Annotated in this window: 30 protein-coding genes and 1 riboswitch; of the genes, 22 read left to right on the top strand and 8 right to left on the bottom strand. The window is 41.7% G+C overall.

Features of this window, described 5'->3' with window-relative positions:
* Window positions 1–10: 10 nt before the first annotated feature.
* The gene (locus D9X91_RS09820; protein WP_121680431.1) at window positions 11–397 is read right to left on the bottom strand and encodes a DUF1885 family protein; all 387 of its coding nucleotides are present in this window, start codon (window positions 395–397) and stop codon (window positions 11–13) included.
* 181 nt (window positions 398–578) lie between these two features.
* Between D9X91_RS09820 and D9X91_RS09815 the strand changes: the two genes are divergently transcribed.
* Window positions 579–707 carry a GapA-binding peptide SR1P gene (locus tag D9X91_RS09815; protein ID WP_121680430.1) on the top strand — a complete coding sequence of 43 codons (129 nt, stop codon included), beginning with the start codon at window positions 579–581 and terminating at the stop codon, window positions 705–707.
* A gap of 70 nt (window positions 708–777) precedes the next feature.
* Here the strand turns inward: D9X91_RS09815 and D9X91_RS09810 are convergent, their stop codons facing one another.
* Window positions 778–2,247, bottom strand: a complete 1,470-nt coding sequence (locus D9X91_RS09810) for an aminotransferase class I/II-fold pyridoxal phosphate-dependent enzyme (RefSeq protein WP_121680429.1) — start codon at window positions 2,245–2,247, stop codon at window positions 778–780.
* A gap of 220 nt (window positions 2,248–2,467) precedes the next feature.
* Here D9X91_RS09810 and D9X91_RS09805 point away from each other — a divergent pair, with 220 nt between their 5' ends.
* Window positions 2,468–3,427, top strand: coding sequence for an NAD(P)H-dependent flavin oxidoreductase (locus tag D9X91_RS09805; RefSeq protein ID WP_121680428.1), 960 nt, complete (start codon window positions 2,468–2,470; stop codon window positions 3,425–3,427).
* Window positions 3,428–3,874: 447 nt separating this feature from the next.
* A complete protein-coding gene (locus D9X91_RS09795; protein WP_121680426.1) occupies window positions 3,875–4,144 on the top strand; it encodes a UPF0223 family protein in 270 nt (89 codons plus the stop codon).
* A 175-nt stretch (window positions 4,145–4,319) separates the two neighbouring features.
* Here the strand turns inward: D9X91_RS09795 and D9X91_RS09790 are convergent, their stop codons facing one another.
* Window positions 4,320–4,940, bottom strand: coding sequence for a YktB family protein (locus D9X91_RS09790; protein ID WP_121680425.1), 621 nt, complete (start codon window positions 4,938–4,940; stop codon window positions 4,320–4,322).
* Window positions 4,941–5,147: 207 nt separating this feature from the next.
* On the opposite strand from D9X91_RS09790, the gene D9X91_RS09785 reads away from it, so the two are divergent.
* The 3 genes from D9X91_RS09785 (at window position 5,148) to D9X91_RS09775 (ending at window position 6,808) form a co-directional block, all read left to right on the top strand.
* Window positions 5,148–5,342 (top strand): hypothetical protein, encoded by a 195-nt coding sequence (locus D9X91_RS09785; RefSeq protein ID WP_121680424.1) that lies wholly within the window; start codon window positions 5,148–5,150, stop codon window positions 5,340–5,342.
* A 211-nt stretch (window positions 5,343–5,553) separates the two neighbouring features.
* Window positions 5,554–6,351, top strand: a complete 798-nt coding sequence (locus D9X91_RS09780) for an inositol monophosphatase family protein (RefSeq protein WP_121680423.1) — start codon at window positions 5,554–5,556, stop codon at window positions 6,349–6,351.
* Window positions 6,341–6,808, top strand: a complete 468-nt coding sequence (locus D9X91_RS09775; RefSeq protein ID WP_121680422.1) for a GNAT family N-acetyltransferase — start codon at window positions 6,341–6,343, stop codon at window positions 6,806–6,808. The genes D9X91_RS09780 and D9X91_RS09775 overlap by 11 nt, the downstream gene beginning before the upstream one ends.
* Window positions 6,809–7,655: 847 nt before the next feature.
* On the opposite strand, the gene D9X91_RS09770 is transcribed toward D9X91_RS09775, so the two are convergent.
* The gene (locus D9X91_RS09770) at window positions 7,656–7,841 is read right to left on the bottom strand and encodes a YlaF family protein (protein WP_121680421.1); all 186 of its coding nucleotides are present in this window, start codon (window positions 7,839–7,841) and stop codon (window positions 7,656–7,658) included.
* Between the two features lie 115 nt (window positions 7,842–7,956).
* Here D9X91_RS09770 and typA point away from each other — a divergent pair, with 115 nt between their 5' ends.
* Genes typA through D9X91_RS09755 form a run of 3 tightly spaced genes read left to right on the top strand, consistent with a single transcriptional unit; the run spans window position 7,957 to window position 10,427 of the window.
* Window positions 7,957–9,795 (top strand): translational GTPase TypA, encoded by a 1,839-nt coding sequence (gene typA / locus D9X91_RS09765; RefSeq protein ID WP_121680420.1) that lies wholly within the window; start codon window positions 7,957–7,959, stop codon window positions 9,793–9,795.
* Window positions 9,796–9,815: 20 nt separating this feature from the next.
* Entirely contained in the window at window positions 9,816–10,133 is a 318-nt protein-coding gene (locus D9X91_RS09760) for a YlaH-like family protein (protein WP_121680419.1), read from the top strand.
* An 18-nt stretch (window positions 10,134–10,151) separates the two neighbouring features.
* Window positions 10,152–10,427: a hypothetical protein gene (locus tag D9X91_RS09755; protein WP_121680418.1), complete on the top strand. Its 276-nt coding sequence runs from the start codon at window positions 10,152–10,154 to the stop codon at window positions 10,425–10,427.
* A 62-nt stretch (window positions 10,428–10,489) separates the two neighbouring features.
* Here D9X91_RS09755 and D9X91_RS09750 read toward each other — a convergent pair whose 3' ends face one another.
* Window positions 10,490–11,374, bottom strand: a complete 885-nt coding sequence (locus D9X91_RS09750; protein ID WP_121680417.1) for a sulfite exporter TauE/SafE family protein — start codon at window positions 11,372–11,374, stop codon at window positions 10,490–10,492.
* A 441-nt stretch (window positions 11,375–11,815) separates the two neighbouring features.
* Window positions 11,816–11,924: riboswitch (SAM riboswitch) on the top strand.
* Between the two features lie 119 nt (window positions 11,925–12,043).
* Here D9X91_RS09750 and D9X91_RS09745 point away from each other — a divergent pair.
* The 9 genes from D9X91_RS09745 to D9X91_RS09705 all read left to right on the top strand — a co-directional run bounded on the left by D9X91_RS09745 (window position 12,044) and on the right by D9X91_RS09705 (window position 18,882).
* Window positions 12,044–12,157 carry a YezD family protein gene (locus tag D9X91_RS09745; protein WP_407644185.1) on the top strand — a complete coding sequence of 38 codons (114 nt, stop codon included), beginning with the start codon at window positions 12,044–12,046 and terminating at the stop codon, window positions 12,155–12,157.
* A 194-nt stretch (window positions 12,158–12,351) separates the two neighbouring features.
* Window positions 12,352–13,059, top strand: coding sequence for a phosphoadenylyl-sulfate reductase (locus D9X91_RS09740; protein ID WP_121680415.1), 708 nt, complete (start codon window positions 12,352–12,354; stop codon window positions 13,057–13,059).
* A gap of 13 nt (window positions 13,060–13,072) precedes the next feature.
* Window positions 13,073–14,221: a sulfate adenylyltransferase gene (gene sat / locus D9X91_RS09735; protein WP_121680414.1), complete on the top strand. Its 1,149-nt coding sequence runs from the start codon at window positions 13,073–13,075 to the stop codon at window positions 14,219–14,221.
* A gap of 10 nt (window positions 14,222–14,231) precedes the next feature.
* Window positions 14,232–14,825, top strand: a complete 594-nt coding sequence (cysC, locus tag D9X91_RS09730) for an adenylyl-sulfate kinase (RefSeq protein ID WP_121680413.1) — start codon at window positions 14,232–14,234, stop codon at window positions 14,823–14,825.
* Between the two features lie 14 nt (window positions 14,826–14,839).
* Entirely contained in the window at window positions 14,840–16,468 is a 1,629-nt protein-coding gene (locus D9X91_RS09725; RefSeq protein WP_121680412.1) for a nitrite/sulfite reductase, read from the top strand.
* Window positions 16,469–16,487: 19 nt separating this feature from the next.
* Entirely contained in the window at window positions 16,488–16,709 is a 222-nt protein-coding gene (locus D9X91_RS09720) for a DUF3906 family protein (RefSeq protein WP_121680411.1), read from the top strand.
* Window positions 16,710–16,726: 17 nt separating this feature from the next.
* Window positions 16,727–17,509 carry a uroporphyrinogen-III C-methyltransferase gene (gene cobA / locus D9X91_RS09715; RefSeq protein WP_121680410.1) on the top strand — a complete coding sequence of 261 codons (783 nt, stop codon included), beginning with the start codon at window positions 16,727–16,729 and terminating at the stop codon, window positions 17,507–17,509.
* A gap of 1 nt (window position 17,510) precedes the next feature.
* Window positions 17,511–18,293: a sirohydrochlorin chelatase gene (locus tag D9X91_RS09710; RefSeq protein ID WP_121680409.1), complete on the top strand. Its 783-nt coding sequence runs from the start codon at window positions 17,511–17,513 to the stop codon at window positions 18,291–18,293.
* Window positions 18,274–18,882 carry an NAD(P)-binding protein gene (locus tag D9X91_RS09705; protein ID WP_121680408.1) on the top strand — a complete coding sequence of 203 codons (609 nt, stop codon included), beginning with the start codon at window positions 18,274–18,276 and terminating at the stop codon, window positions 18,880–18,882. Before D9X91_RS09710 ends, D9X91_RS09705 begins: the two co-directional genes overlap by 20 nt.
* A gap of 169 nt (window positions 18,883–19,051) precedes the next feature.
* On the opposite strand, the gene D9X91_RS09700 is transcribed toward D9X91_RS09705, so the two are convergent.
* A complete protein-coding gene (locus D9X91_RS09700; RefSeq protein ID WP_121680407.1) occupies window positions 19,052–19,252 on the bottom strand; it encodes a YlaI family protein in 201 nt (66 codons plus the stop codon).
* A gap of 143 nt (window positions 19,253–19,395) precedes the next feature.
* Here D9X91_RS09700 and D9X91_RS09695 point away from each other — a divergent pair, with 143 nt between their 5' ends.
* Entirely contained in the window at window positions 19,396–19,860 is a 465-nt protein-coding gene (locus tag D9X91_RS09695; RefSeq protein WP_121680406.1) for a pyridoxamine 5'-phosphate oxidase family protein, read from the top strand.
* A gap of 95 nt (window positions 19,861–19,955) precedes the next feature.
* Here D9X91_RS09695 and D9X91_RS09690 read toward each other — a convergent pair whose 3' ends face one another.
* Window positions 19,956–20,561, bottom strand: coding sequence for a YhcN/YlaJ family sporulation lipoprotein (locus D9X91_RS09690; protein ID WP_121680405.1), 606 nt, complete (start codon window positions 20,559–20,561; stop codon window positions 19,956–19,958).
* Window positions 20,562–20,760: 199 nt separating this feature from the next.
* Here D9X91_RS09690 and D9X91_RS09685 point away from each other — a divergent pair, with 199 nt between their 5' ends.
* Complete coding sequence (locus tag D9X91_RS09685; RefSeq protein ID WP_121680404.1) at window positions 20,761–22,089, top strand: PhoH family protein; 1,329 nt, start codon at window positions 20,761–20,763, stop codon at window positions 22,087–22,089.
* 53 nt (window positions 22,090–22,142) lie between these two features.
* On the opposite strand, the gene D9X91_RS09680 is transcribed toward D9X91_RS09685, so the two are convergent.
* Window positions 22,143–22,640: a peptidyl-prolyl cis-trans isomerase gene (locus tag D9X91_RS09680; RefSeq protein WP_121680403.1), complete on the bottom strand. Its 498-nt coding sequence runs from the start codon at window positions 22,638–22,640 to the stop codon at window positions 22,143–22,145.
* Window positions 22,641–22,735: 95 nt separating this feature from the next.
* Here D9X91_RS09680 and glsA point away from each other — a divergent pair, with 95 nt between their 5' ends.
* Entirely contained in the window at window positions 22,736–23,665 is a 930-nt protein-coding gene (glsA, locus tag D9X91_RS09675) for a glutaminase A (protein ID WP_121680402.1), read from the top strand.
* Between the two features lie 108 nt (window positions 23,666–23,773).
* Window positions 23,774–24,055, top strand: coding sequence for a YlaN family protein (locus D9X91_RS09670; RefSeq protein ID WP_121680401.1), 282 nt, complete (start codon window positions 23,774–23,776; stop codon window positions 24,053–24,055).
* Window positions 24,056–24,121: the final 66 nt, after the last annotated feature.

Here is a 24,121-nt window from a genome sequence, read left to right as displayed (position 1 = left end):
ATTACCAATACTAAAGAGCTTTCTTCTTCTTTTTCTTCTCCGCATAGCTCATTTGACGGCCATTGAACATGATGAGGATTCCATTGTTTTTTAAAGCGATATATTTAGCCAGCTCATTTGCTTTGCTTTTATCTCCATAAGTGGATGTAGGATAAAGTTCCACAGTTATTTCCTTCTCTTTGTACTGTATGAAAAAGCCATGGTATTTTGGATGCAGCCCGCTGAACTGGATCAAATCACCCTCATTTTCACAAATCTCATAAGGAAATGCATATCGTGCATAATCCCAGGCTAGTTGTTCGCCTGTTTTCTTATATGCTGCTATATAATCATTAATTTCTTTATTGAGTGTCGAAGAAGGAAATTTTTGCTCAATGATAATCTTCGCTTCATTCATATCTTTTTACCACCTTGTCCCATATAATAATAGCCATTATATGAGATTGGGCAAGGAAATATGAGTAAAATGATCACAAAAAATATTAATATGTCATACAATTTACTATTGAAATCCTAAATGTGTTATATTATTATATATTCAAGGATAATAAAACGCTTACAAAAAGGAGAGCTGATGAATGGGTACAATTGTTTGCCAATGCTGCAACAGTACGGTTGATCACTTCGAAGATGAGAAAGTGTCCGTTTTATATTCAAAGAAGTGTTGTCATTGTGAAGGACAGCAGCCAAAATTAGAGGAAAAATAATCATTGTGCGAATAAGGGGTATATGTGTAAATATAAACAGAAGACCTGGGGATTTCCCCAGGTCTTTCGTTTACTTAATGGCCTTATATTCTTTTATGACGCGCAAATATTTCAAATCGAAATCTTCGGGCCCTTGTACAGGGAGTCCGACTTCAATATTTTTTTCAATATATGTGACATTATCTTCTGTAATGATTTCACCAGGAATAAAAATCGGGATTCCCGGAGGGTATACCATGATGAATTCAGCAATCGTTCTGCCGATGGATTCATGAATCGGTACAACTTCCGTTTCTGCGTAGAAAGCATCCCTTGGTGTGACAGCCAGAACAGGAATATCCGGGAGAAGGACTTCAACACTGATATCTCTTGAAAGGTCTTTTACTTTATCGGATAGTTCGTGCAAAGCCTCGACCAAAACGGTTCCTTCTGCTTCTGTATCACCTGGTGTGATGATGCAAAGGATATTATATAAATCGGACAGTTCAACTTCGATGTTATGCGTTTCTCTCAACCATTTTTCTGCGTCATATCCAGTGATGCCCAATTCTTTTACAGATATGATCAATTTAGTTGGATCGTAATCAAACGTTGCTTTCGTTCCCAGGATTTCTTCTCCTACACAATAAAGGCTGTCGATTTCATTGATCTTTTTCCTTAATGACTGCGCGAGAGAAATTGTCTTATCAATCAGTTCTTTTCCTTCAGTAGCAAGGCGCCTCCTTGCCACGTCAAGAGAAGCGAGGAGCAAGTATGAAGTTGAAGTAGTCGTCAGCATGCTCAGGATCGTTTGTACGCGCTTTGCAGACACCAGTCCCTCTTTCATATTCAAGATAGAGCTTTGCGTCAGTGACCCCCCCAATTTATGGACACTGGTGGCAGCGAGATCAGCACCGGCCTGCATAGCTGACAATGGAAGTTCATCATGGAAATGGATGTGGACCCCATGTGCTTCATCGACCAAAACCGGAATATCATAAGAGTGGGCAAGCTCCACGATTTTCTTTAAGTCTGCTGCGATTCCGAAATAGGTAGGATTAATCACTAATATGCCTTTTGCATCTGGGTGCTGCTCTAATGCCTTTTCAACTGAATCAATGGTGATTCCGTGGGAAATCCCAAGTTCAGGATCAATGTCGGGATGGATGAAAACAGGGATCGCCCCTGAAAATACGATGGCTGACATAACAGATTTGTGCACATTTCGTGGTACAATGATTTTATCGCCGGGTCCGCAAACCGCCATTACCATTGTCATGATTGCACCGCTCGTTCCTTGAACGGAGAAGAATGTATGGTCGGCGCCAAATGCTTCTGCAGCAAGATCCTGTGCTTCTTTGATCATTCCTTTTGGCTGATGTAGGTCATCAAGCGGGCCAATATTGATCAAATCAATGGATAACGCGTTATCCCCTATGAAGCTTCGAAAATCAGGATCTATACCATTGCCTTTTTTATGGCCTGGAATATGAAATTGTACAGGATTTTTTTCAGCGTGCTTAATCAGACCTGTGAATAAGGGGGTTTCATTTTGTGACAATTCATACTACACCTCTTTATAAATAGTATTTCGACTTTGTTCTATATATCATGCCTTGGAAGGAGTGAACAGCACTCCATGGCTTTAATAGCTAATCTGTACATAAAACAAATGAATTATAGCACTAATCGAATACTTTGCATAGTGTCATTCGCCCATTTTGAAAGATGAATTTTTTTAAGGATGTTAAAGCAAAATTACATGCAAGGAGATGTTTGATATGAAATGGAAAACTAGAATCACAGATTTATTGAATATCGAATACCCCATCATTCAAGGCGGATTAGCCTATTTGGCTTATTCTGAATTGGCTGCTGCTGTTTCCAATGCGGGGGGGCTTGGACAAATCACTGCGATGTCCCTGGGAGATCCCGAACTACTGAGAGACGAAATAAACAAGGTCAGAGAAAAGACTGAAAAACCTTTTGGAGTGAATTTTGCAATCGGGCAGCATGGAAGGCCATTTTCCGATTATTTGAATGTCGCCATTGAAGAAAAGGTTCCGGTCATTTCAATGACTGGAGGGAATCCTGCACCAATATTTGAACAGCTAAAGGGTGTAGACGTGAAAAAATTAGTATTGGTAGCAGCGAAAAGACAAGCTCAAAAAGCGGAAGAATTAGGTGCTGACGCAGTCATGGTTGTCGGGCAGGAAGGTGGAGGTCATCTCGGGAAGAATGACACAGGTACATTCGTCCTGATCCCCCAAGTTGTGGATTCCGTCGACATCCCTGTCATAGCTTCAGGCGGGATTGGCGATGGCAGGGGGTTGATGGCTGCCTTGAGCTTGGGTGCAGAGGGAATTGAAATGGGTACAAGATTCATTGCCACAAAGGAGTGTGTGTCGGCTTCCGAAGTTTATAAACAAGCATTGATCAATGGAAGTGAAAATGATACCGTAGTCATTAAACGGTCACTCGGAACACCGGCGAGGGCCATTACAAATTCATGGACAGACAAGATCATCGAAATTGAAAAATCCAACGGTACGTATGAAGCGTTAAAAGACTATATCAGCGGGCAAGCGAATAGGAAATACATATATGAAGGAAAAGTCGACGAGGGGTTCGCTTGGGCAGGTCAAGTAATCGGACTCATCTCGGATTCTCCGAGTGTTGAAGAGTTATTTACAAGAATCATGGGCCAAGCGGAAGAAATTCGTGGAAAATGGTCAAACTAAGTAATAAAATAGTGCCTGTTGAAGATTGAAAGGTGCGAGGCTCCAGAGGGCTCAACCTTTTATGGATAGGCTCTTTTCTCAAAGAGTGTTGTTTTTACAGTTTTTCTTTCAAATATCTCATCATTTGATGTTGATTGGAGCGGAAAGTGCGAAACTCCGGAGGGAACAGCAGGCCAGTTGGAAAAGCTGCAGGGCTTATGACCTCGAGCCCCTAAGCCCTGGAGCTAGACAAGATGAGACCCCGCAGCGAAGCGAGGAGAGGTAAGGCGGATGTTCGATTAAATACGGCACGTCGTGTGCCAACATCGAACGACCTCACTTCCTGTGTGGCCACTTGGAAAGCGAGCATCCTGTAGCGGAAACCAACTACAAACCTTTAATGAATAGCAACAAACTTGACGAAAAGAGGCTAATAGAAGCAAAGACAAACAAAAGAAGGTGTAAACAATGGAATATCAATATCCGTTTTCTTATGATTGGACGACAGATGAAGTCATTGACGTCATCAAATTCTTTGAAACGATTGAAAAAGCATATGAGAAGGGTGTTTCTCGGGACGATGTCATGTCGACCTATCGAAGATTCAAGGAAATCGTACCAAGCAAGTCTGAGGAAAAACAGCTATGCAAAGAATTTGAACAATCCAGCGGCTATTCAAGCTATCATGTCGTGAAAAAAACAAAGGAACAGGAAAAAGGCAGTTTGATTAAGATGTAAGACGCAAAAAAAGGCTGTCCAAATGATGCCATGATTCATAAAATGGAGGAAAGGTTCTACTACTTTCTCCATCAATTTATGAATCATGGCTTTTTTGTCATCTGACAGCCTTCCGTTATTTTCATCAACTTCATCCTGGTTGTTGAATGCCTTGGTGCAGCAGGTATCCTTATGTTTATGAAAGCTTATATAAGGGTATTAAATGAGCAAAAGCATCATCGACTTTTTCAATGAATTCCTTGCCGCTCATTTTTATTGCTTGAGCTTTCGGTATATGGATTCCGCATAAAAGCTCCGCCTTTTTAACATCTTGCAGGCGCTGGAAAAGTTGTAGAAGCTCATCTTCAGATAAGCCGGACATAGGAATTGCATCTGGCTTAGTATGATCCTTTGACCAAACGAAATGATTAGGAATTTTCTTTTCGATCTTTTGGACATTAGAGGCAAATTTTTTACCGATTTCGGCTTTATGAGGCGCTTCATAAATAACAGCAAACCATACAAAGACATGGGTGGACCATAATCCTATTTGAAAGTGCGGAAGCATTTTATATCCTCTGCGGTTATTTGCAAAGGAAACCCAAGTATCATTAGGAGGGTTCTTTGTCCGACGTGCATGTTTGGCAACATGGTAATGCATTTCGACGCCGCACAAGGAACTTAATGTCGGGGAAAAATGTTCTCCAAGGCTTTCTAATTTAGGACGAACCATACTTTTCAAGGCTTCCATCCGCGCATCGAGACCATCTATAGAAAAAACTTCAAAATCTTCATTGGTAAATCCATTAAAAGTCATAAATTGCACCGCCTATGCTGAAAATAGTGTCATAATTGTACCATAAATAAAAAGGAACCAAAAAGAATTTGTCGAATGATGGCGAGAAAGACAAATAGGTTAACACACAATTTTGTTGCACGATAATGACCTCACACATAGTATAGTACTAACTAATAACTGAAAATTTTGAACCTTTGATGAATACTTTGGAAGGGGTGTTAACAAATGAAACAAGTAATGAATTCGTCAAGAAAGAAAGATTATGACCAGCAAAGGTTGGCAGTGCTCCGCTTAGAGATGGATTATGAATTGGCTGTCCTTTTTGAAGCCATCCAAGAAAAAAATGAAGAGAAACAAACCAATACAAAAAAGAAACTCGAAAAAATCCGCGAAGAGCTTGTAAGATTAAGAGCATTATAGTCAGTGAAAGGAACAAAACGAAAGATGATTTTGAGTGATCTAAAAGCATAGTCAACGGATTCCTGTACCTTTGAATGGAATCCGTTTTTATATGCAATCGAAAGAATGCAATTCATGTCAATCGCTTAAACTTGAAGATAGAGTATTTTTCCGATAATCTAAATTATACATTTTAAATGTCAATTGATATCCCAAAAGGGAGGAATAAAGCATGACAAATTGGATTGAAATCGATACATATGCAAAGGAATGGCTTAAAGAAGCAGGGGATAGGATCAAGGAATCCTTTACTGGCAAACTTAATGTACAGACAAAGTCGAATGCAAACGATTTAGTTACGAACATCGATAAAGAGACTGAGCAGTATTTCATCTGTAAAATAAAGGAATCGTATCCAGAACATCGTGTATTCGGTGAAGAGGGGTTCGGCGATGTCATTGAAAACCTCAAAGGTGTTGTTTGGATCATTGATCCGATTGACGGAACAATGAATTTTGTTCATCAACAGCGCAACTTCGCCATTTCTATTGGGGTTTATGAAGACGGGATAGGTAAGCTCGGATACATTTATGATGTTGTGTTGGATGAGCTTTATCATGCGAAGTCTGGTGAAGGGGCATATTTGAATGAAGCCAAACTGCCGAAGTTGGAAGAAGTTTCGGTTGATAAAGCAATAGTATCTCTGAATGCAACCTGGGTCACCCCGAACAAACGCATCGACCATCAGACTTTCACTCCGCTTGTAAAAGATGTCAGGGGAACCCGATCATACGGCTCAGCTGCATTAGAACTTGCGTATGTAGCAACAGGAAGGCTTGATGCCTATATTACGATGCGGCTTTCACCGTGGGATTTTGCAGGTGGAAAGGTTTTAGTTGAAGAATTAGGCGGGAAAGTGACTGATTTATACGGAAACGAATTGGATATGATAAACAAAAGTCCGATGTTCGCTTCTAAGCCTGGGCTTCATCAAGAGATTATCGAGAAATACATTAAAAATGGAAAATAGAATATCGTCTCGTCATTTTGAAAAAGAAGATGAAGTTCATTTTTCAGATTGGATTGAAACCTCCTTGGAGTGGAAAACGATCGAAATGAAAAATGAAAGTGTATTGACATACACAAAGAGGCATGAAGAAATGCCAGGGAAATGGCTGACATGGTTTGAGCCGAGAAGAACAGAACCTGTAGCCATCACGTACCACATGGAGACTGCGCCTTCGAATGGAAAACCCTGGCTTGGGACTCTTATCGTAAAGCCTTCCCGTCGTATGGAAGGGGTAGGTGAAGAAGTAATCACGATATTAGGCGAGGAACTCAAAGCTAATGGGCATAAAGCTATTTTTGCGGGTGTTCCGATTGAGCAGTATACGTGGGTAGATTTTTTGAGCCGGTGCGGCTTCGAACAGTTCAAGGTTGAAAGTGAAGAAAAACAACAGTTTTTGATCCTTGTCAAGTCATTGTGAATTGAGATATTGCAAATCACCCGAAAAGGACTTGGTCCTTTTCAGGTGATTTTTTTTGTAGGGTTTATAAAAAAATGGAAATATTAAACTTTGATGTCCAGTTTGTTGATTGAAGTGAAAGTCGTAGACTCAGGAGGGAACAGCGGGGCATTTGGAAAGCTGCGGTGCTTAGCGTAGGGGCGAAAAACAATCCTGCACAACCTTTGTTGCTTTAACGACTAAAATAGGATTGTCAATTCAATTTTATTTGCCTAATAAGTGAGAATAGAGCCGGAATCCTATATTTCAACGCGCTAAACATCTATTTGCGCGTTGAAATCTGCAATCTTTACGAAAGGCTCATTTCTCAAAGATTGTTGTTTTCAGCAATTTTTTTCAAATAACTCATCATATGTTGTTGATTGGAGCGGAAGGTGCGAGACCCCGGAGGGATCAGCGGGCCAGGTGAGACCCCACAGTGGAAATCAGCCTTTCACAACCTTTAATGAATAGCAACAAACTTTACGAAAAGAGCGAAAATAAAAGAACCACAACCGATTTCCCCGATCGTGGTCCCTTTATCTCGCAGTGCTTCAGGCCAAGGAAAAATTGAACTGCAATTTCTCCTGTCTATACGCCTCTAAGCATGGCGGCTTCGCTTTTCTTTTGTCCAGCTCCACCGGCTAGAGGCTGTGAGATTTCCTTTCCTGTGTCTACGATAATTCATCATCGAATCGCTGCGCTCTTCGTGATTCCTTTATCTCCGACGTACAGGATGTAATAGCAAAGGCGTCGCCACATGATGTGGCGAACTTAGCCTTTGATCCTTATCTCTTCGCCTCTGGGCAAGCCGGCTTTGCTTTTCTTTTTATAATTTACCTTGTTCTCGCATTTGTTTTTTCTTTTTGAAACCAATACCCATGATCACGATTAGGAGAACGATGCAAACTAAGACGCCGATTATGCTACGTTCCCCGATGGCTACGCCAATTCCCATGATGGCTGATGCAGCCAAGATAGAATATAAGACAAAAATCCATTTGATATCTTTCATGACATTTCGCCTCCCATGAACTATTGTACATAATCTTATTAGACATTTCTAGCTACTATGATATAATGAGCTAGTTAAAGAAACAATGGATGCTAAAAGGCAGGAGTGAACATAATTGAAATTAAGAGAAGACATCCGTAACATTGCCATCATTGCCCACGTTGACCATGGAAAAACAACGCTTGTGGATCAATTGCTTAAACAATCTGGTACATTCCGTTCAAATGAACATGTAGAAGAGCGTGCAATGGATTCCAATGATCTTGAAAGAGAGCGCGGAATCACGATCTTGGCAAAGAATACGGCCGTTCAATATAAAGAGAAGCGAATTAATATCATGGATACGCCGGGACATGCCGACTTTGGAGGCGAAGTAGAACGGATCATGAAAATGGTTGATGGTGTTCTATTGGTCGTTGACGCGTATGAAGGCTGTATGCCACAAACTCGTTTTGTATTGAAAAAAGCTTTGGAGCAAAATCTACGACCAATCGTCGTAGTCAATAAAATTGACCGTGATTTTGCTAGGCCGGAAGAAGTAGTGGACGAAGTATTGGAATTATTCATCGAATTGGATGCCAATGATGAACAGCTGGAATTCCCAGTTATTTATGCATCAGGGATCAACGGTACGGCCAGTACAGACCCTGAAAAACAAGATGAAAACATGGAATCTTTATTTGAAGCGATTGTTGAGCATGTTCCTGCTCCAATCGATAACAAGGAAGAGCCATTGCAATTCCAAGTCGCATTGCTGGATTACAATGACTATGTCGGAAGAATTGGGATCGGCCGTGTTTTCCGAGGTACGATGAAAGTCGGACAACAAGTCGCATTGATGAAACTTGACGGCACAATCAAACAATTCCGGGTAACAAAAATTTTCGGTTTCTTTGGGTTGAAACGTCTGGAAATCCAAGAAGCCCATGCCGGTGACTTGATTGCAGTTTCCGGAATGGAAGACATCAATGTCGGTGAAACAGTATGTCCTGTTGAACACCAAGAGCCGCTTCCGGTATTGCGTATCGACGAACCTACACTTCAAATGACCTTCCTTGTCAACAACAGTCCATTTGCAGGACGTGAAGGGAAATATGTCACAGCAAGGAAAATTGAAGAACGATTGGAAGCACAGCTTCAAACAGACGTTAGTTTAAAGGTTGAAAACACAGATTCCCCTGATGCTTGGATCGTATCTGGACGTGGAGAGCTTCATCTTTCAATCCTTATTGAAAACATGCGCCGTGAAGGGTTTGAACTTCAAGTTTCAAAGCCGGAAGTCATTGTAAGGGAAATTGACGGTGTGCGCTGTGAACCGGTTGAAAGGGTACAAATCGATGTGCCTGAGGAATATACAGGCGGTGTCATTGAATCAATCGGGATCCGAAAAGGTGAAATGCTTGATATGATCAATAATGGCAACGGTCAAGTTCGTTTGATATTCATGGTTCCTGCCCGTGGCCTGATTGGCTACACAACGGAGTTCCTCACATTGACAAGGGGCTACGGAATCATCAACCATACATTTGACAGCTATCAGCCTATGGCCACTGGAAGAGTCGGAGGACGACGTGAAGGTGTGCTTGTATCTATGGAAACAGGCAAAGCTTCTCAGTACGGGATCATGCAAGTTGAAGACCGTGGTGTCATTTTTGTTGAACCTGGTACAGAAATCTATGAAGGCATGGTTGTCGGGGAACATACTCGTGAAAATGATTTAACGGTCAATATCACAAAAATGAAACAAGCGACAAACGTTCGTTCAGCAACAAAAGACCAAACAACCACGATGAAAAAACCAAGAATCATGACATTGGAAGAAGCGTTGGAGTACTTGAATGACGACGAATATTGTGAAGTAACTCCTGAATCCATTCGCCTTCGCAAAAAAATCTTGGATAAAAATGAACGTGAAAGAGCTGCTAAAAAGAAGAAATACGCTGAAACGAACTAATTAAAAAAGGGGGGATCGACGTGAATGTAACTGAACACCTTTCCTTCTTCGCATCCTTGTATAAGGTTGATGAAAACCCTGAGGTAGGTATGTGGCTGTTATATCTTACGTTTATCGGTCTATCCATCTTAGTGTATAAACTTGGCTTTGCGAAAAAACTTCCTGTTCTAAAATCGATTATGGTTTATATATTTTTAATATTAGGTTGTACTTTATTGACCTTCCTGGGCATTTTCCTACCGGTAGGGGAAGGGCTTGTCGTGGCGTCCCTGATTTTGATTATTTATAAAATCCGACTTCATAACCAAAAGAAAATGGAAGCGGAGCAATCGAAATAGAAACGGAGAGGTGCAAGCGTGCCATCAATCCAAGATGCGTTATATAATTATCTAACCATTTATTATGTTTCGAGGGCACGGCCGGAGGATACTGCAGCTAAGACGACCCTGGATTTCTTTTCGGACATGCTCATGAAGGAATTCAATATTCCTGATTGGACCATCGAAGAAAAAGAACATGAAATAATCGCTCATTGCAGCATTGGAAATTCGATTAAAAACTATCGTTTTCCAAAAGAATTGATCTCGTGCATGCTTCAGCAAATGGAAGAATATCCTGAAAGGTATGCATAGCAGCATAAAGATAACCGAATGTTAAAAGGCAGCCGCAAAACGCGGCTGCCTTTTAATTTTTTTCAAGCATTCAATGTTCTTTTATTGGCTTTCTTCCTCTTCCTCAACATATGGATGAATGCGATGCCCCAAACAAAAAAGAGAATGATATTCACTGTCTGAATAGTGGTGCCTGAAAGAGAATTTCCGGCAGTTAGAAGTGTATGCGCATTGGTCATGATGATCAGTCCACCGACTAAAATACCCATTATATGTGAAGGAATGATCCTTACGAGCCATGCGGCAATTGGTGCAGCAACAATTCCCCCTGCCATCAAAGCAATTACCCATGTCCAATTTACGCTCTCCCATCCCAAAGAAAGAATGAAGCCAAGTGTAGCCGATGATGCGATCGCAAATTCACTTGTGTCCACCGATCCAATCACTTTCCGGGAATCTGCCCCTTTTTTGGCCAATAAGATGGGAGTCGCGACAGGTCCCCATCCCCCTCCGCCTGTAGCATCCAATAAGCCAGCAAAAAAACCTAATGGAATGAGTTGTTTTTTTGTATATGGTTTAGATTCTGTTCGTCCTTGCTTCGAATGATCTAAAAGAAAGCGCATGATGATGTATATACCCAATAGTAAGAGAAAGATGGAGATGTAGGGCTTAACCAATTCTCCCGGCAGACGGCTTAATAAGCAAGCTCCGAGAAATGCCCCGACCGATCCGGGGAAGATTAATTGGCGAACAACATTCTTATCCACGTTTCCGAATTTAATATGCGACACTCCTGACACTGCAGTCGTCACGACTTCTGCCAGATGGACTGAAGCAGATACTACTGCCGGAGCCATGCCGAATGCGAGCAATAAGGAAGTGGATGTCAGCCCATATGCCATGCCCAATGAACCATCGATCAACTGCGCCATTAATCCTATGAAAGCCAAAATGAGTAGTTTTTTCATTGTTTAAATTCTCCTCCTGAATCATTGAACTTAAAATTGTTTCTTGTTAACATTTTTTGTAAAAAATCATGATGGTCGATTGGAGCGGAAGGTGCGAGGCGCCGGTGACCCACCGACCCTCCATGGATATCAATCATTGATCATTTGTTGCAAACTTAAAAAAATCAAAAAAACCGAAAGCCCTTGCAAAATCACAAGGGGCCTTCGGTTTTCCGATCAGCAGACTTTTTCAATTAAATTTAGTAATAACTATATGCAATAGTAATCCTACGTGTCAACTAGGAATAAAGATTTTTTCAATTCATAGGATAAAAATATGAAAAGGCTCACCGCCTGCCGATCGTCCAGCCGAGAAAATCAATTTTTATTAAAAAAGTAATCCGATAAAAAAACTAGGGTTGAATTTTTTGTGATTTGTGTTATGATTTAAAAAATTAAAAAAACTTATCAAGAGTGGTTAAGGGAACTGGCCCGATGAAACCCGGCAACCTGCTGACAACAGTAAGGTGCTAACTCCAGCAGAATGTATCTACATTTTGAAAGATAAGGTAATAAGTTTATTACTACAATCTTTCCGAAATGGAAAGATTTTTTATTGCCCTGATTCGCCAACATCTGTTTAAAAAGGGAGGAATTAATATGCTTGAAGAAAAAAGTGAAGATGAAATTATGAATAAGCTGAAAGAAATGCTTAAAACAGTCCGGTTTGGATCGATTACGCTGATTGTCCAAGATGGAAGGGTTATACAGTTGGAGAAACATGAGAAAGTAAGATTTAGATAAATCGCTGACTAGACAACTAGAGGCGGCTTTTATCGGAAGATACTTGCGTATCGTTCGATGAAGGCTGCCTTTTTTCTTTTCTTTCAGGCAAGCACCTGCCGTGGAAATCAACCGGATAAAAACGAAGATAAATAACAACAAACTTCAAGAAAAGATCCTAAAGAAAAGGACTATATGAAAGGGAGTGAAACGCTGTGTTGACCTTTGACACATGGAATGATCCGCCGTCTGAATTCCACCCGGAGAGCGATACGAAAGGAGCTCTGGAAGTCCTGGGATGGGCATACGGGGAATATGGAGAAGAATTGGTTTATGCGTGCAGCTTCGGCATTGAAGGCTTGGTACTCCTTGATCTGATTTCGCAGGTCAAGCCAAATGCAGATGTTGTGTTTTTGGACACGGATCTGCATTTTCAGGAAACATATGATGTGATCGATCAAGTAAGAGAACGATATCCGTCACTGAGGATTTTGATGAAAACTCCTTCACTTACATTGGAAGAGCAGGCAAGGAAGCATGGCGATGAACTTTGGAAAAAGGACCCTAACTTGTGCTGCCAGCTGAGAAAAGTCCAACCCCTTGAGGAAGAGCTTAATGGAACGAAAGCCTGGCTTTCAGGATTAAGGAGGGAACAATCGCCTACAAGAAAGAATGTTCAATTCGTCAACAAGGATAATCGTTTTCACTCAGTTAAGGTATGCCCGTTGATACATTGGACTTGGAAAGAGGTATGGAGGTATGCTCATCGGCATGATCTCCCGTATAACAAGCTTCATGACCAAGGATTCCCCAGCATTGGCTGCCAGCCATGTACAAGGCAGGCAATTAATCCAAATGATTTAAGGTCCGGCCGCTGGTCAGGACAAGGAAAATTGGAATGCGGGCTGCATCAAGATCAATAAATAGGAGGAGAAAATGAACATGACAATACCAGCACATGGAGGAACATTGATAAATAGATTTGATCGACAGGCAGGATATGAAAGTCTTGAAAAGGAAATTCCGATGGATGCAATTGCATTGAGTGATTTGGAGCTGATTGCAATAGGTGCTTATAGTCCTTTGACCGGGTTTTTGAAACAACAGGATTATCAATCAGTCGTGGAGAGCATCCGTCTTGCGAATGGCATTGTATGGAGCATCCCCATTACTTTGCTCATTCCTGATGAGATCGTTTCAACACTCAGCATTGGCGAGGAGGCAAAATTGACTTTTGAAGGGAAAACATACGGAATTATAAAGGTGGAAGATATCTATAGCCCTGATAAACAGATCGAAGCAGAGCTGGTTTACGGTACAAAGGATCCCGCACATCCTGGAGTGAATAAATTGTTCAGCCGCCCAGACAGATGCGTTGGCGGGGAAATTACGATGATAAGGCGGCCGGAAAAAGGCTTTGCCGATTTTCATTATGACCCGAAAGATACCCGCAGGATTTTCAAACAGTCGGGCTGGAAGACCATTGTAGGATTTCAGACGAGGAACCCTGTGCACAGGGCTCATGAATACATTCAAAAAGCCGCTCTAGAAACAGTCGATGGACTCTTTTTGAATCCATTGGTAGGAGAAACGAAAGCGGATGATATACCTGCCGATGTCAGGATGGAAAGCTACCAGGCTCTGTTGGAAAATTATTATCCGGGTAATCGTGTATTCCTGGCGGTTTTCCCTGCAGCCATGAGGTATGCAGGTCCAAGGGAAGCAATTTTTCATGCGTTAGTTCGCAAAAACTACGGGTGCACCCATTTCATTGTCGGCAGGGATCATGCAGGGGTCGGCAATTATTATGGAACGTATGATTCCCAAAGAATTTTTTCCCAATTCACTGTTGAAGAATTGGGGATTGTTCCTAAGTTTTTTGAACATAGTTTCTATTGCTTGAAATGTGAAGGCATGGCCTCTTCCAAGACATGTCCCCACGATGAAGGGGAACACGTCATTTTATCGGGAACGAAGGTAAGGGAAATGTTGCGCAATGGCGAACTGCCTCCCGCTACGTTTAGCAGAAAAGAAGTTGTGGAGGTATTGATCAAAGGCTTGAGCCAAAATTCAGCATCCGCATAAGGAGGTCCATATGGATTCAAATATAGCTTGGCATCAAACAGCAATCACGAAAGAACAAAGAAGGAAAAAGAACCATCATCATAGTTTTGTATTGTGGTTCACCGGATTATCTGGTTCCGGGAAATCAACCTTGGCAAATGCTGTTGCTGCACAATTATTTGAAAAGGGGATTAACCATTACATTTTGGATGGGGACAACATTAGACATGGATTGAATCGGGACCTTTCATTTTCAGACGAAGACCGAAAAGAAAATATTCGGAGGATTGCCGAGGTATCTAAATTATTCGTCGATAGCGGGACAGTGGTGTTAACCGCCTTTATCTCCCCATTCATCCAGGATCGTCGAAAGGCAAAAGAATTATTGGATGACAATGAGTTTTTGGAGGTATTCGTGGATTGTCCCCTTAAAGAATGTGAGGAAAGGGATCCAAAAGGCCTTTATCAAAAAGCAAGAAATGGAGAGATTCCACAGTTCACAGGAATTGACTCCCCGTATGAAGTGCCTTTGAATCCGGATTTAGTCATTAAAACGGACCAGTTATCACTCCGGGACAGTGCAGGTGCTGTCATTGCACTATTGAAGCAGAAGAAATTCCTATAGAGGAGGATGCAGCCATGAGTTATGAAAAAAAATGGGCAGGAAATGAGAAGTTAAATAAAACGGAAAAGAAAAAATTGGAGAAGGATGGTCTTGAAATATTCAATGACATTCCGAATTACGCTAAATACGGCTTTTCCTCTATCCCAAAAGAAGAGTGGGACAGTTTTAAATGGGCGGGGCTTTACCTTCAACGGCCTAAAGAAGATGGTTTCTTCATGATGAGAGTGAATGTTCCATCAGGCATCTTGACACATGAACAGGCAGAAGTGTTGGCAGGAATCAGCAAGGATTATGGAAGAGGCGTATTCGACATTACGACACGGCAGGCAATTCAGTTTCACTGGCTGGAAATCGAACAAATACCCGATATATTTAATCGTCTTCATTCAGTCGGATTGTCGAGTGCAGGAGCATGTGGTGATATTACAAGGAATATTGTCGGGAATCCGTTGGCAGGTATCGATCCAAATGAATTATTCGATACATCTCCAATCGTCAAAGAAGTATTTGATTTCTTTCAGCATAATGAAGATTTCTCGAACCTGCCTAGGAAATATAAAATGTCCATCAGCACAAACCTCCATAATGCTGCGAATGCAGAAATCAATTGTGTATCATTTACACCCGCAGTGAAAGTGATCGAGGGGGAGGAAACAAAAGGCTTTCATATTAAAATAGGCGGAGGATTGTCGGCACGGCCATATCTTGCAGAGACGATCGATGCTTTCGTACTCCCTGCACAAGTCAGAAACATCTCAGTTGCAATCACTACCATTTTTAGAGATTACGGCTATCGCGAAAAGCGGCATTTGGCAAGGCTGAAGTTCCTAATGGCAGATTGGGGAGCGGAAAGATTCAAGGAAAAAATCGAAGAATATACAGGTCCGCTCCTGGCCAAAGGAATAGATGTTTCCAAAGCGTGGAATGCGGGCTACTTCTATGGTGTACACCCCCAAAAACAAGCAGGATTGAGCTATGTCGGGTTCAATGTACCGGTCGGGCGGCTGGCTGCTGATGAAGTGCTGGAACTGGCGCGCATATCTAAAGAATATGGGAATGGGGAAATCCGGACGTGCAACTCTCAAAATTTAATCATCCCTAATATTCCTTCCGAGAAAGCAGAAAAAATGCTGGAGGAGAAGATCTTTGAACGAATCACAGTCCGACCAAGGTCTTTCATTGGCTATTCTGTCTCCTGCACAGGAATTGAATATTGCAACTTAGCTCTTGTGGAGACGAAGGAGCGGATGAGGAGGATAGCAGAATATCTTGATGAAGAAGTCCTTCTCGATGTACCGGTCCGATTGCATATGGTGGGATGCCCCAATTCATGCGGTCAACGTCAAATTGCCGATATTGGGCTCCAAGGAATAAAAATGAAAACAAAGGATAAAAAAATGGTTGAAGCTTTTGAAATCTATGTCGGCGGTACGTTGAATAATGGCGGGAAATTTAATGAAAAGCTGAAGGGGAAAATTGAGGGAAGTCTTTTGGCTCCAGTATTGAAAGGGTTTCTGACCTATTTCAAAGAAAACAAACACCTTGAAGAAACATTTTTTGAATTTGTTGAAAGAATGGGTCTTGAGGCTTTGCAGGAACAGTTGGATGAAATATCTGCAAAAGTCAATGAACGCGTTTCTTGATGGAATAGGAGGGGTTTGAATGGACTTGTATCGATTCGAGGTCACAACGGACAATGAAATCATTGATGTGGTCATCGCAGCATCAACCGATCAACAGGCATTTGAACTTGTAGAAGTGGAGCTGGAGAAATATTTTCTGAAAATGCCTGAAATCAATGATATTACACTGTATGAAAAGAAAAAAATTCGAAGAGGGAATGGGTTTGTCCTCTATGCAGGTGGATCGGCGGCAAAAATATAGGAAAGAAGGTGGAGGAAATGGGAAAAGTATATCTCGTTGGAGCAGGGCCGGGGGATCCCGATCTTATTACTGTAAAAGGTCTGCGCTGTATAAAGGAAGCAGAGGTTATTTTGTATGACCGGCTCATCAATAAAGAACTTTTGAATCATGCGAAGCCGGATGCAGACTTAATCTATTGTGGAAAACTGCCGGATTTCCATACGATGAAGCAGGAAACGATCAATCATTTCCTTGTGAAGCATGCGAAGAAGGGAAGGGTGGTCACTCGATTAAAAGGCGGTGATCCATTTGTATTTGGCCGTGGAGGAGAAGAAGCGGAAGCCCTGGTGAATAATCAGATAGAATTTGAAGTCGTTCCCGGGATAACAGCTGGGATCGCAGCTCCAGCTTATGCAGGGATTCCTGTGACACACCGCGAATTGAGTTCAAGTTTTGCCATAGTGACTGGGCATCTAAAAAAGGGGGAAACGGAGGAAATAAAATGGGGAAATCTCGCTAAAGGAATCGACACGCTCGCAATTTATATGGGAGTGGGAAACCTGTCTTATATTTGCTCGAAGCTGCAGGAGTATGGAAAAAGCATTCATACCCCGGTAGCCCTCATACATTGGGGAACGACCGAAATTCAGCGGACGGCGATTGGCACGTTGGGGACGATTGTGGACATTGTTCAAAATGAGGGCATCGAAAATCCAAGCATGATCATTATCGGCGACACGGTGAATTTAGGAAGCCGGCTGAATTGGTTTAAAAAAGAAGCATTACACAGGGCAAACAACGAGTTAAGTGAGGCGTTATAAAATGGAAGCAGTCCTCCTCATCTGTCATGGAACACGTTTGAAACAAGGAAGGGATGAAGCATTGTTTTTTGCCGAGCGATGCCTCCGTAAAATTGATGTGCCAATTAAGGAAATATGTTTTTTGGAATTGGCATCGCCAAGCATAGAAGACGGTTTCGAAATGTGCATCCGAAAAGGGGCAAAAAAGGTGACGGTCATACCTGTCCTGCTTTTGGCTGCCGTTCATGCCAAAGTGGATATTCCTGAAAAGCTTTCCTTTATATCAGAAAAATATCCACATATCCAAATTTCATACGGAAGGCCATTTGGTGTTCATCCTGCCATTTCGACTCTATTATGGGAACGCATGAAGCAATCGACATCTATCATGGGAGATGCTGTTGTTTTGCTGGTAGGAAGGGGGAGCAGAGATCCTGATGTAAAAAGGGACCTCCATTCCATTGCCATTCAATTATGTGGGGATTTTCCAGTTTCAAACGTCCAAACATGTTTCCTTACTGCCGCAGAGCCATCATTTGAAGAAAGTTTAATGCTGGCAGGGTGGGGGCGGAAGCAAATCATCATCATCCCCTATTTGCTGTTTTCAGGATTATTGCTGAATGGGATGAAAAAAAGCATCCAGCATCAGCGGAAAATGACAGGGCAGGATATCATCCTTTGTGAACCACTGGGATATCATTTCATATTGGAAATGGTTCTTCATTCCCGAATAATGGAAGCTATGAAGGATCCGTCATTTTGTTTCTGCAAGGGAGGAGCATACTATGTATCCAATCACACTTGATCTTACAAACAAAAAGGTATTAGTGGCGGGAGGAGGTGAAGTTGCACTTCGAAAGATCAAACGTCTTTTGAAAGCTGGCGCATTCGTAACTGTCGTCAGTCCGGAGGCAGTTAATGGGATTGAAAGTCTTTATTTGGAAAATAAGATCAGATGGGTGAAAAATAAGGTCGTGAAAGAAGATTTTGCGGATGCGTTTCTGATTATCGCTGCGACAAATGATAACAGGGTGAATAGGGATATTGTGAGGCATGCTGGTGAGAATAAACTCGTTAATGTCGCATCATCACCTGAAGATGGTAATTTTCATGTCCCGGCTACATTGCAGAGGGGCAGTCTACTGCTATCAGTATCGACAGGAGGTGCCAGTCCCTCACTTGCAATGAAAATCAGGGATGATTTATCCGACATATATGGTGAAAATTATGATCAATATGTAAGGTTTCTTCAGGAGTGCAGGGAATGCATCAAATCGCTGAGAATTTCAAAGGAAGAAAAAAAAGAATACTTGAATGAATGTTTGGAGGGAAGGTTTGTAGATTGTGTTGAGGAGCGAAAGAAATTCAAGGAGAAGCTGATGGTGACTCGATAACTAATTTACATCGCATTTACTAATATCTTTACATCCGTGTGATAGCATGAAAAGAATCAGTTCGGAAGGTGTTTTGTGACACCGGGCGGGCTCATTGCCCGCCAAGCATCAAGCGGGCATCCTGGAGAGGAGTCATCTAATCATCACTATTATCTAAAGAAATGAAATTCTAAAAATCTTCCTCTACCCGGATCGGCCTGTATAGCTTGAAGTTTCCGGTTGCTATGCGTTCATTCGTTTTTTTGGTGATCCGCTCATGGCATTCCTTGCACATATATGTATGGATTGGCCTATTTCTCAGTCTCTTGGCTTCAAGGGTATCATCATCGAGCTGATCTATTTTTTCACAAAGCACACACTTTACTCTCATGTATTACACCTCAAACATTCATAATTACTTTTTATCAGTATAGCATGGATGAATTAATAATTTCTAAATTTTTATTGATGTAATGGTTTAACTTTCCTTTTCGTATAGTATAATGTGGGTATACAAAAAAGGGAGGGAAGAGAATGGCAAATCGTGTCGAGCCCAAATTAACACCGGTTCTATTCGATCAATTGCAGCGTGAAAGGTTTGTCACCATTGCCACCTGTGATCATGAAACGGGCGGTCCGAATGTCAGTGCAGTATCCTGGGTGCTGGCAAAAGATGAAGAAACCATCTTTATCGCTGTCGATCAGCGTTCCCGCATCATTCAAAACATTCAGCGTAATCCCTTGACGGTTATTAACTTAATCGCGAATGAATCTACATATTCCATCAGTGGAAATGCTTCAATCATCATGGATAGAATGGAACATGTACCATTAAAATTATCTTTGGTGGAACTTAAAATAGAAAATGTCAGGGATGTGATGTTCTATGGCTCTAAAATTGTTTCAGAGCCCTCCTATGACAAGACCTATGATAAAAATGCGGCCGATCGCCTGGATTGTCAAGTGATGGACGCAATGAGAAAAAAGACTGTCACATGATTGCCGATATCCCACGGATACGATGTATAGCATGGCTATAGCACCTCGTATATCAGGGAGTACGGTGATTTGATGCGACAGTCTTTTTTGATGGCTTATTTATGATAGTTGGATTGACGTTCTTGATCTTTTTCCAGTTGCTTTTCGTTTTTATCGTTTGTTTGTTTTTTTGGCTGTTGCGGAGCCTGTTCTGGATTCGTATCAGAGAGATGTCCAGGCAGTTCTGGCATCACCCTACCTACGACATCAGATAGTTCATTCATGATTCCTTGAATCGGTTGGCCCCTTTTAATATCTTTGTTAATTTCCTTCAATCGGGCAACGATGTCGGGGTCAGCCACAATGACGGCATTGGCTCCGTAGGGGTCATTTTTCAAGCTTTCTGCCACTGAATATTTTATGGAGCCGACTTGTGAGCGCTCGACGTTTGAATCAATATCAATTCCTACTACAGCGTATCGTCCAAGGACAACAGCAGTTGCATCTTTTACATTTGGAATGCCGCTGGCCAGCTTGACCAAATGTTTCGATATTTGTTGGCCCGTCTTTGGCTTAACATTCTCTTTATTGCTGTTTTTGACTGTAATGGGCCTTGGCTCGTTGCTCCCTTGATACTTTTGGGATTTAGGCTCTGAATTTAAATTTGATGAACACGCAGTTAAAAAGGTTGCCATCAGTAATATGGCCGCAAAATATTTCATTATTTGCACCTCCACTCCTTTAGATTGGAACGTATCTGTCTTTTAGTGTGCAAAATTCTTCTATCTTTATGCATTGGGACATATATTTTAGCAATACTCACACTTTGTCCCGAAAAAGGGAAAGGTGAATGTCAGAGAACCCGTTGAACTAGAGCAACATACAATAAGATAAAGAATATCAGGAGCAGGAGGCATCGATTTGAATAATATTTATGTGTTAGATACCAATGTCTTGTTGCAGGATCCACACGCCATCTTTTCATTTGAAGACAATGATGTAGTGATTCCAGCAGTGGTGCTGGAAGAAGTCGATTCAAAGAAACGCTATATGGATGAAGTGGGAAGGAATGCAAGACAAGTATCCAAATTGATTGACAACTTGCGTCAAGCAGGAAAGCTCCATGAAAAGGTCCCTTTAGAAAACGGGGGTACACTAAGGATTGAACTGAACCATCGTTCTTTCCAACAATTACAAGAAGTTTTTGTGGAAAAGTCGAATGATAATCGAATTCTTGCCGTAGCCAAAAATATATCGCTAGAGGAAGAAACAAAGGAAGATGGTAAAACGGTTGTACTGGTCAGCAAGGATGTGCTTGTAAGGGTGAAGGCAGATGCCATCGGTCTGACTGCCGAAGACTTTCTCAATGATCGAGTTGTTGAAATCGATCATATTTATACAGGGTATCTTGAAGTATATATCGATAAAGGTCTATTGAACCTCTTTTATGAAAAAGGGGAATTGCAATTATCGGAAATAACGAATCATCCCTTTTATCCGCAGCAATTTTTAATCATGAAGGATGCACTGGGAAGCTCGGCTTCAGCCATCGGCATTGTCGACAGCACCGGGAAAAAGGTGAAAAAATTGACCCATCCGAGTGAGCATATCTGGGGGATCAAACCAAGGAATGTTCAACAATCGATGGCGATGGAATTGCTGCTTAGGGACGATATTCCCCTGGTTACGATGATTGGGAAAGCAGGTACAGGGAAGACGCTGCTGACATTGGCAGCAGGGCTCCTGCAAATTGAGGATTTGTATACCTACAAAAAGCTTCTTGTTGCACGTCCGATCGTTCCAGTCGGAAAGGATATCGGGTACCTGCCAGGCGAAAAAGAGGAAAAATTACGGCCATGGATGCAGCCGATCTATGATAATCTGGAATATCTATTTAATACAAAGAAACCAGGAGAGCTGGATGCCATCCTCGCAGGCATGGGATCAATTGAAGTTGAAGCACTGACTTACATCCGTGGAAGAAGCATCCCGGATCAATTCATCATCATTGATGAGGCGCAAAACCTGACAAAGCATGAGGTCAAAACCATCCTTACAAGGGTAGGGGACAGGAGTAAGATTGTTCTGATGGGAGACCCGAATCAAATTGATCACCCGTATTTGGATGAATACAACAATGGATTGACATATGTAGTGGAAAGATTCAAAGATCAGACCATATCAGGACATATCAAACTGGTTAAAGGTGAGAGATCAGGATTGGCCCAATTGGCAGCGGACTTGTTATAGAGGCTGATTAAAAGAAAAGACCGGAAATCCCGATAGAGGGACTCCCGGTCTTTTTAATCGACCTTAAAAGCTTGTACAAATTTAATCGGTGCGGTCCTATTGCTCCCATCTTTGAAAAGAATATGGACCGGTCCGTCCTCTTTCAATGGCTTTCCTTCTTTTGAAAAAGCCAAAATCATATCTTTTGTCTTCTCAAGTGGAAATTCAATCGCTTCCTCTTTTGTTTCAATGATTAATTTTGACGCACCGCTTAAAGGCTCGGCATTTTTCAGGAAGGGTTCGAGCGGGATTCCAAATGTTCCAGTCAACACCTTTTCCTTTTCGAATTTACGTTCAGACTTAAGCGTAGGAGGAAATACTGCCCCTTCTCTTATTTCCCTCTCCCAATGTTTGGAGGTTGCCTTTACGTACTCCTCTTCAGCATTGATTTCTGGTTCTTCAGTTTCAAAGTATGTAGTCAAGTCGATTCGACGATCATCGAAAATCCATACACTCGGATCGATTGTTATAGGGAATTTTACCTTTCCTTTGAATGGGATGATCATTTCCATATGCTTCTCCCCCTTTTCTTTTATTAGTATATATGTAAAAAGCGAGAATGAAAAGCGCTCGCCTACCCAAACTAACTTGAAAAGGGGCTGAAAGAATGAAATGTCTAAGCAATGAAGAATTGAAAAGGCTGGTTGAAATAGCACGCCCTACTTCTAAAAGTGGAAAAATAGTCGATTATATCCCCGCGCTCAAAAATGCAGAACAAAATGACCTTTCCGTTTCAATATATTATCCCGACGGCCCTTTTTATTTCGCTGGGGATTATTTAAAAAAGTTCACTTTGCAGAGTATTTCAAAGGTCATCACGCTAGCCTTGGTCCTGAGTGAATCTGGGGTGGAAGCTGTGTTCTCAAGGGTGGGGATGGAGCCGACTGGTGATCCGTTCAATTCGATCGTCAAGTTGGAAAGCACTCGTCCATCCAAGCCGCTTAATCCAATGATCAATGCGGGCGCATTGGCAGTAACGAACATGATCAAAGGGAAAGATCATAAGGAAAGATGGGACAGGCTCATCCATTTTGTCCGGGAATTGGCGAATGATCCTTATATCTCCTTTAACCGGGAAGTTTCTGATTCTGAATACGAAACGGCCCATTTAAATCGCGCTTTGTGCTATTTCATGAAGCAGCACAGCATCATAGAGGGAGATGTTGAATATTTATTGGACGTCTATACGAAACAATGCGCCATTGAAATGAACTGCTCGCACTTAGCGAGGATAGGGGCTGTCTTTGCCATGGATGGCTATGATTTTACGATGGGAAGGCAAATAGTATCCAAGGACATTGCAAGAATGTGTAAAACGTTCATGGTCACATGCGGGATGTACAATGCTTCAGGAGAATTTGCCATGAAGGTCGGAATCCCGGCAAAGAGCGGTGTTTCAGGAGGCATCATGGGGGCGGTCCCACAAAAGTGTGGAATTGGCATCTATGGTCCCTCGCTTGATGAAAAGGGAAATAGTGTAAGTGGTTTGAAGCTTTTAGAAATGATGAGCGAGAAATATGATTGGAGCATTTTTTAATTTGCAATAAGCGTCATAATCCCTTATTTTTTCTTGCAATTTAGCGCTATTAACGGTAAAATTTTTAAATAGAATTGGCTAATCGCTCGGAAACGGGGGGATTTAAAGTTGGCTTCTGAACTAAACATAAATCATTCAGAAAAAGCCCATGAACTTCTTAAGGCAGACGCAGAGAAAATCCTGCGTTTAATTAAAGTGCAAATGGATAACCTGACAATGCCGCAATGTCCTCTATATGAAGAGGTATTGGACACGCAGATGTTTGGCTTATCCCGTGAAATAGATTTTGCCGTTCGTTTAGGCTTAATTGAAGATCATGAAGGGAAAGAATTATTGGACTCATTAGAAAGAGAACTGTCCGCGCTTCATGAAGCATCGATCAAAAAATGAATACAAACCTAAAAGCTCAAACAGTCTGAGGAATGTTTGAGTTTTTTTGTAGCCAACACTCCATGA

This window comes from Falsibacillus albus, assembly GCF_003668575.1.
GTDB lineage: Bacteria > Bacillota > Bacilli > Bacillales > DSM-25281 > Falsibacillus > Falsibacillus albus.
Note: the sequence above shows the minus strand (reverse complement) of the source record. Positions and strands in the feature narration are given on the sequence as shown.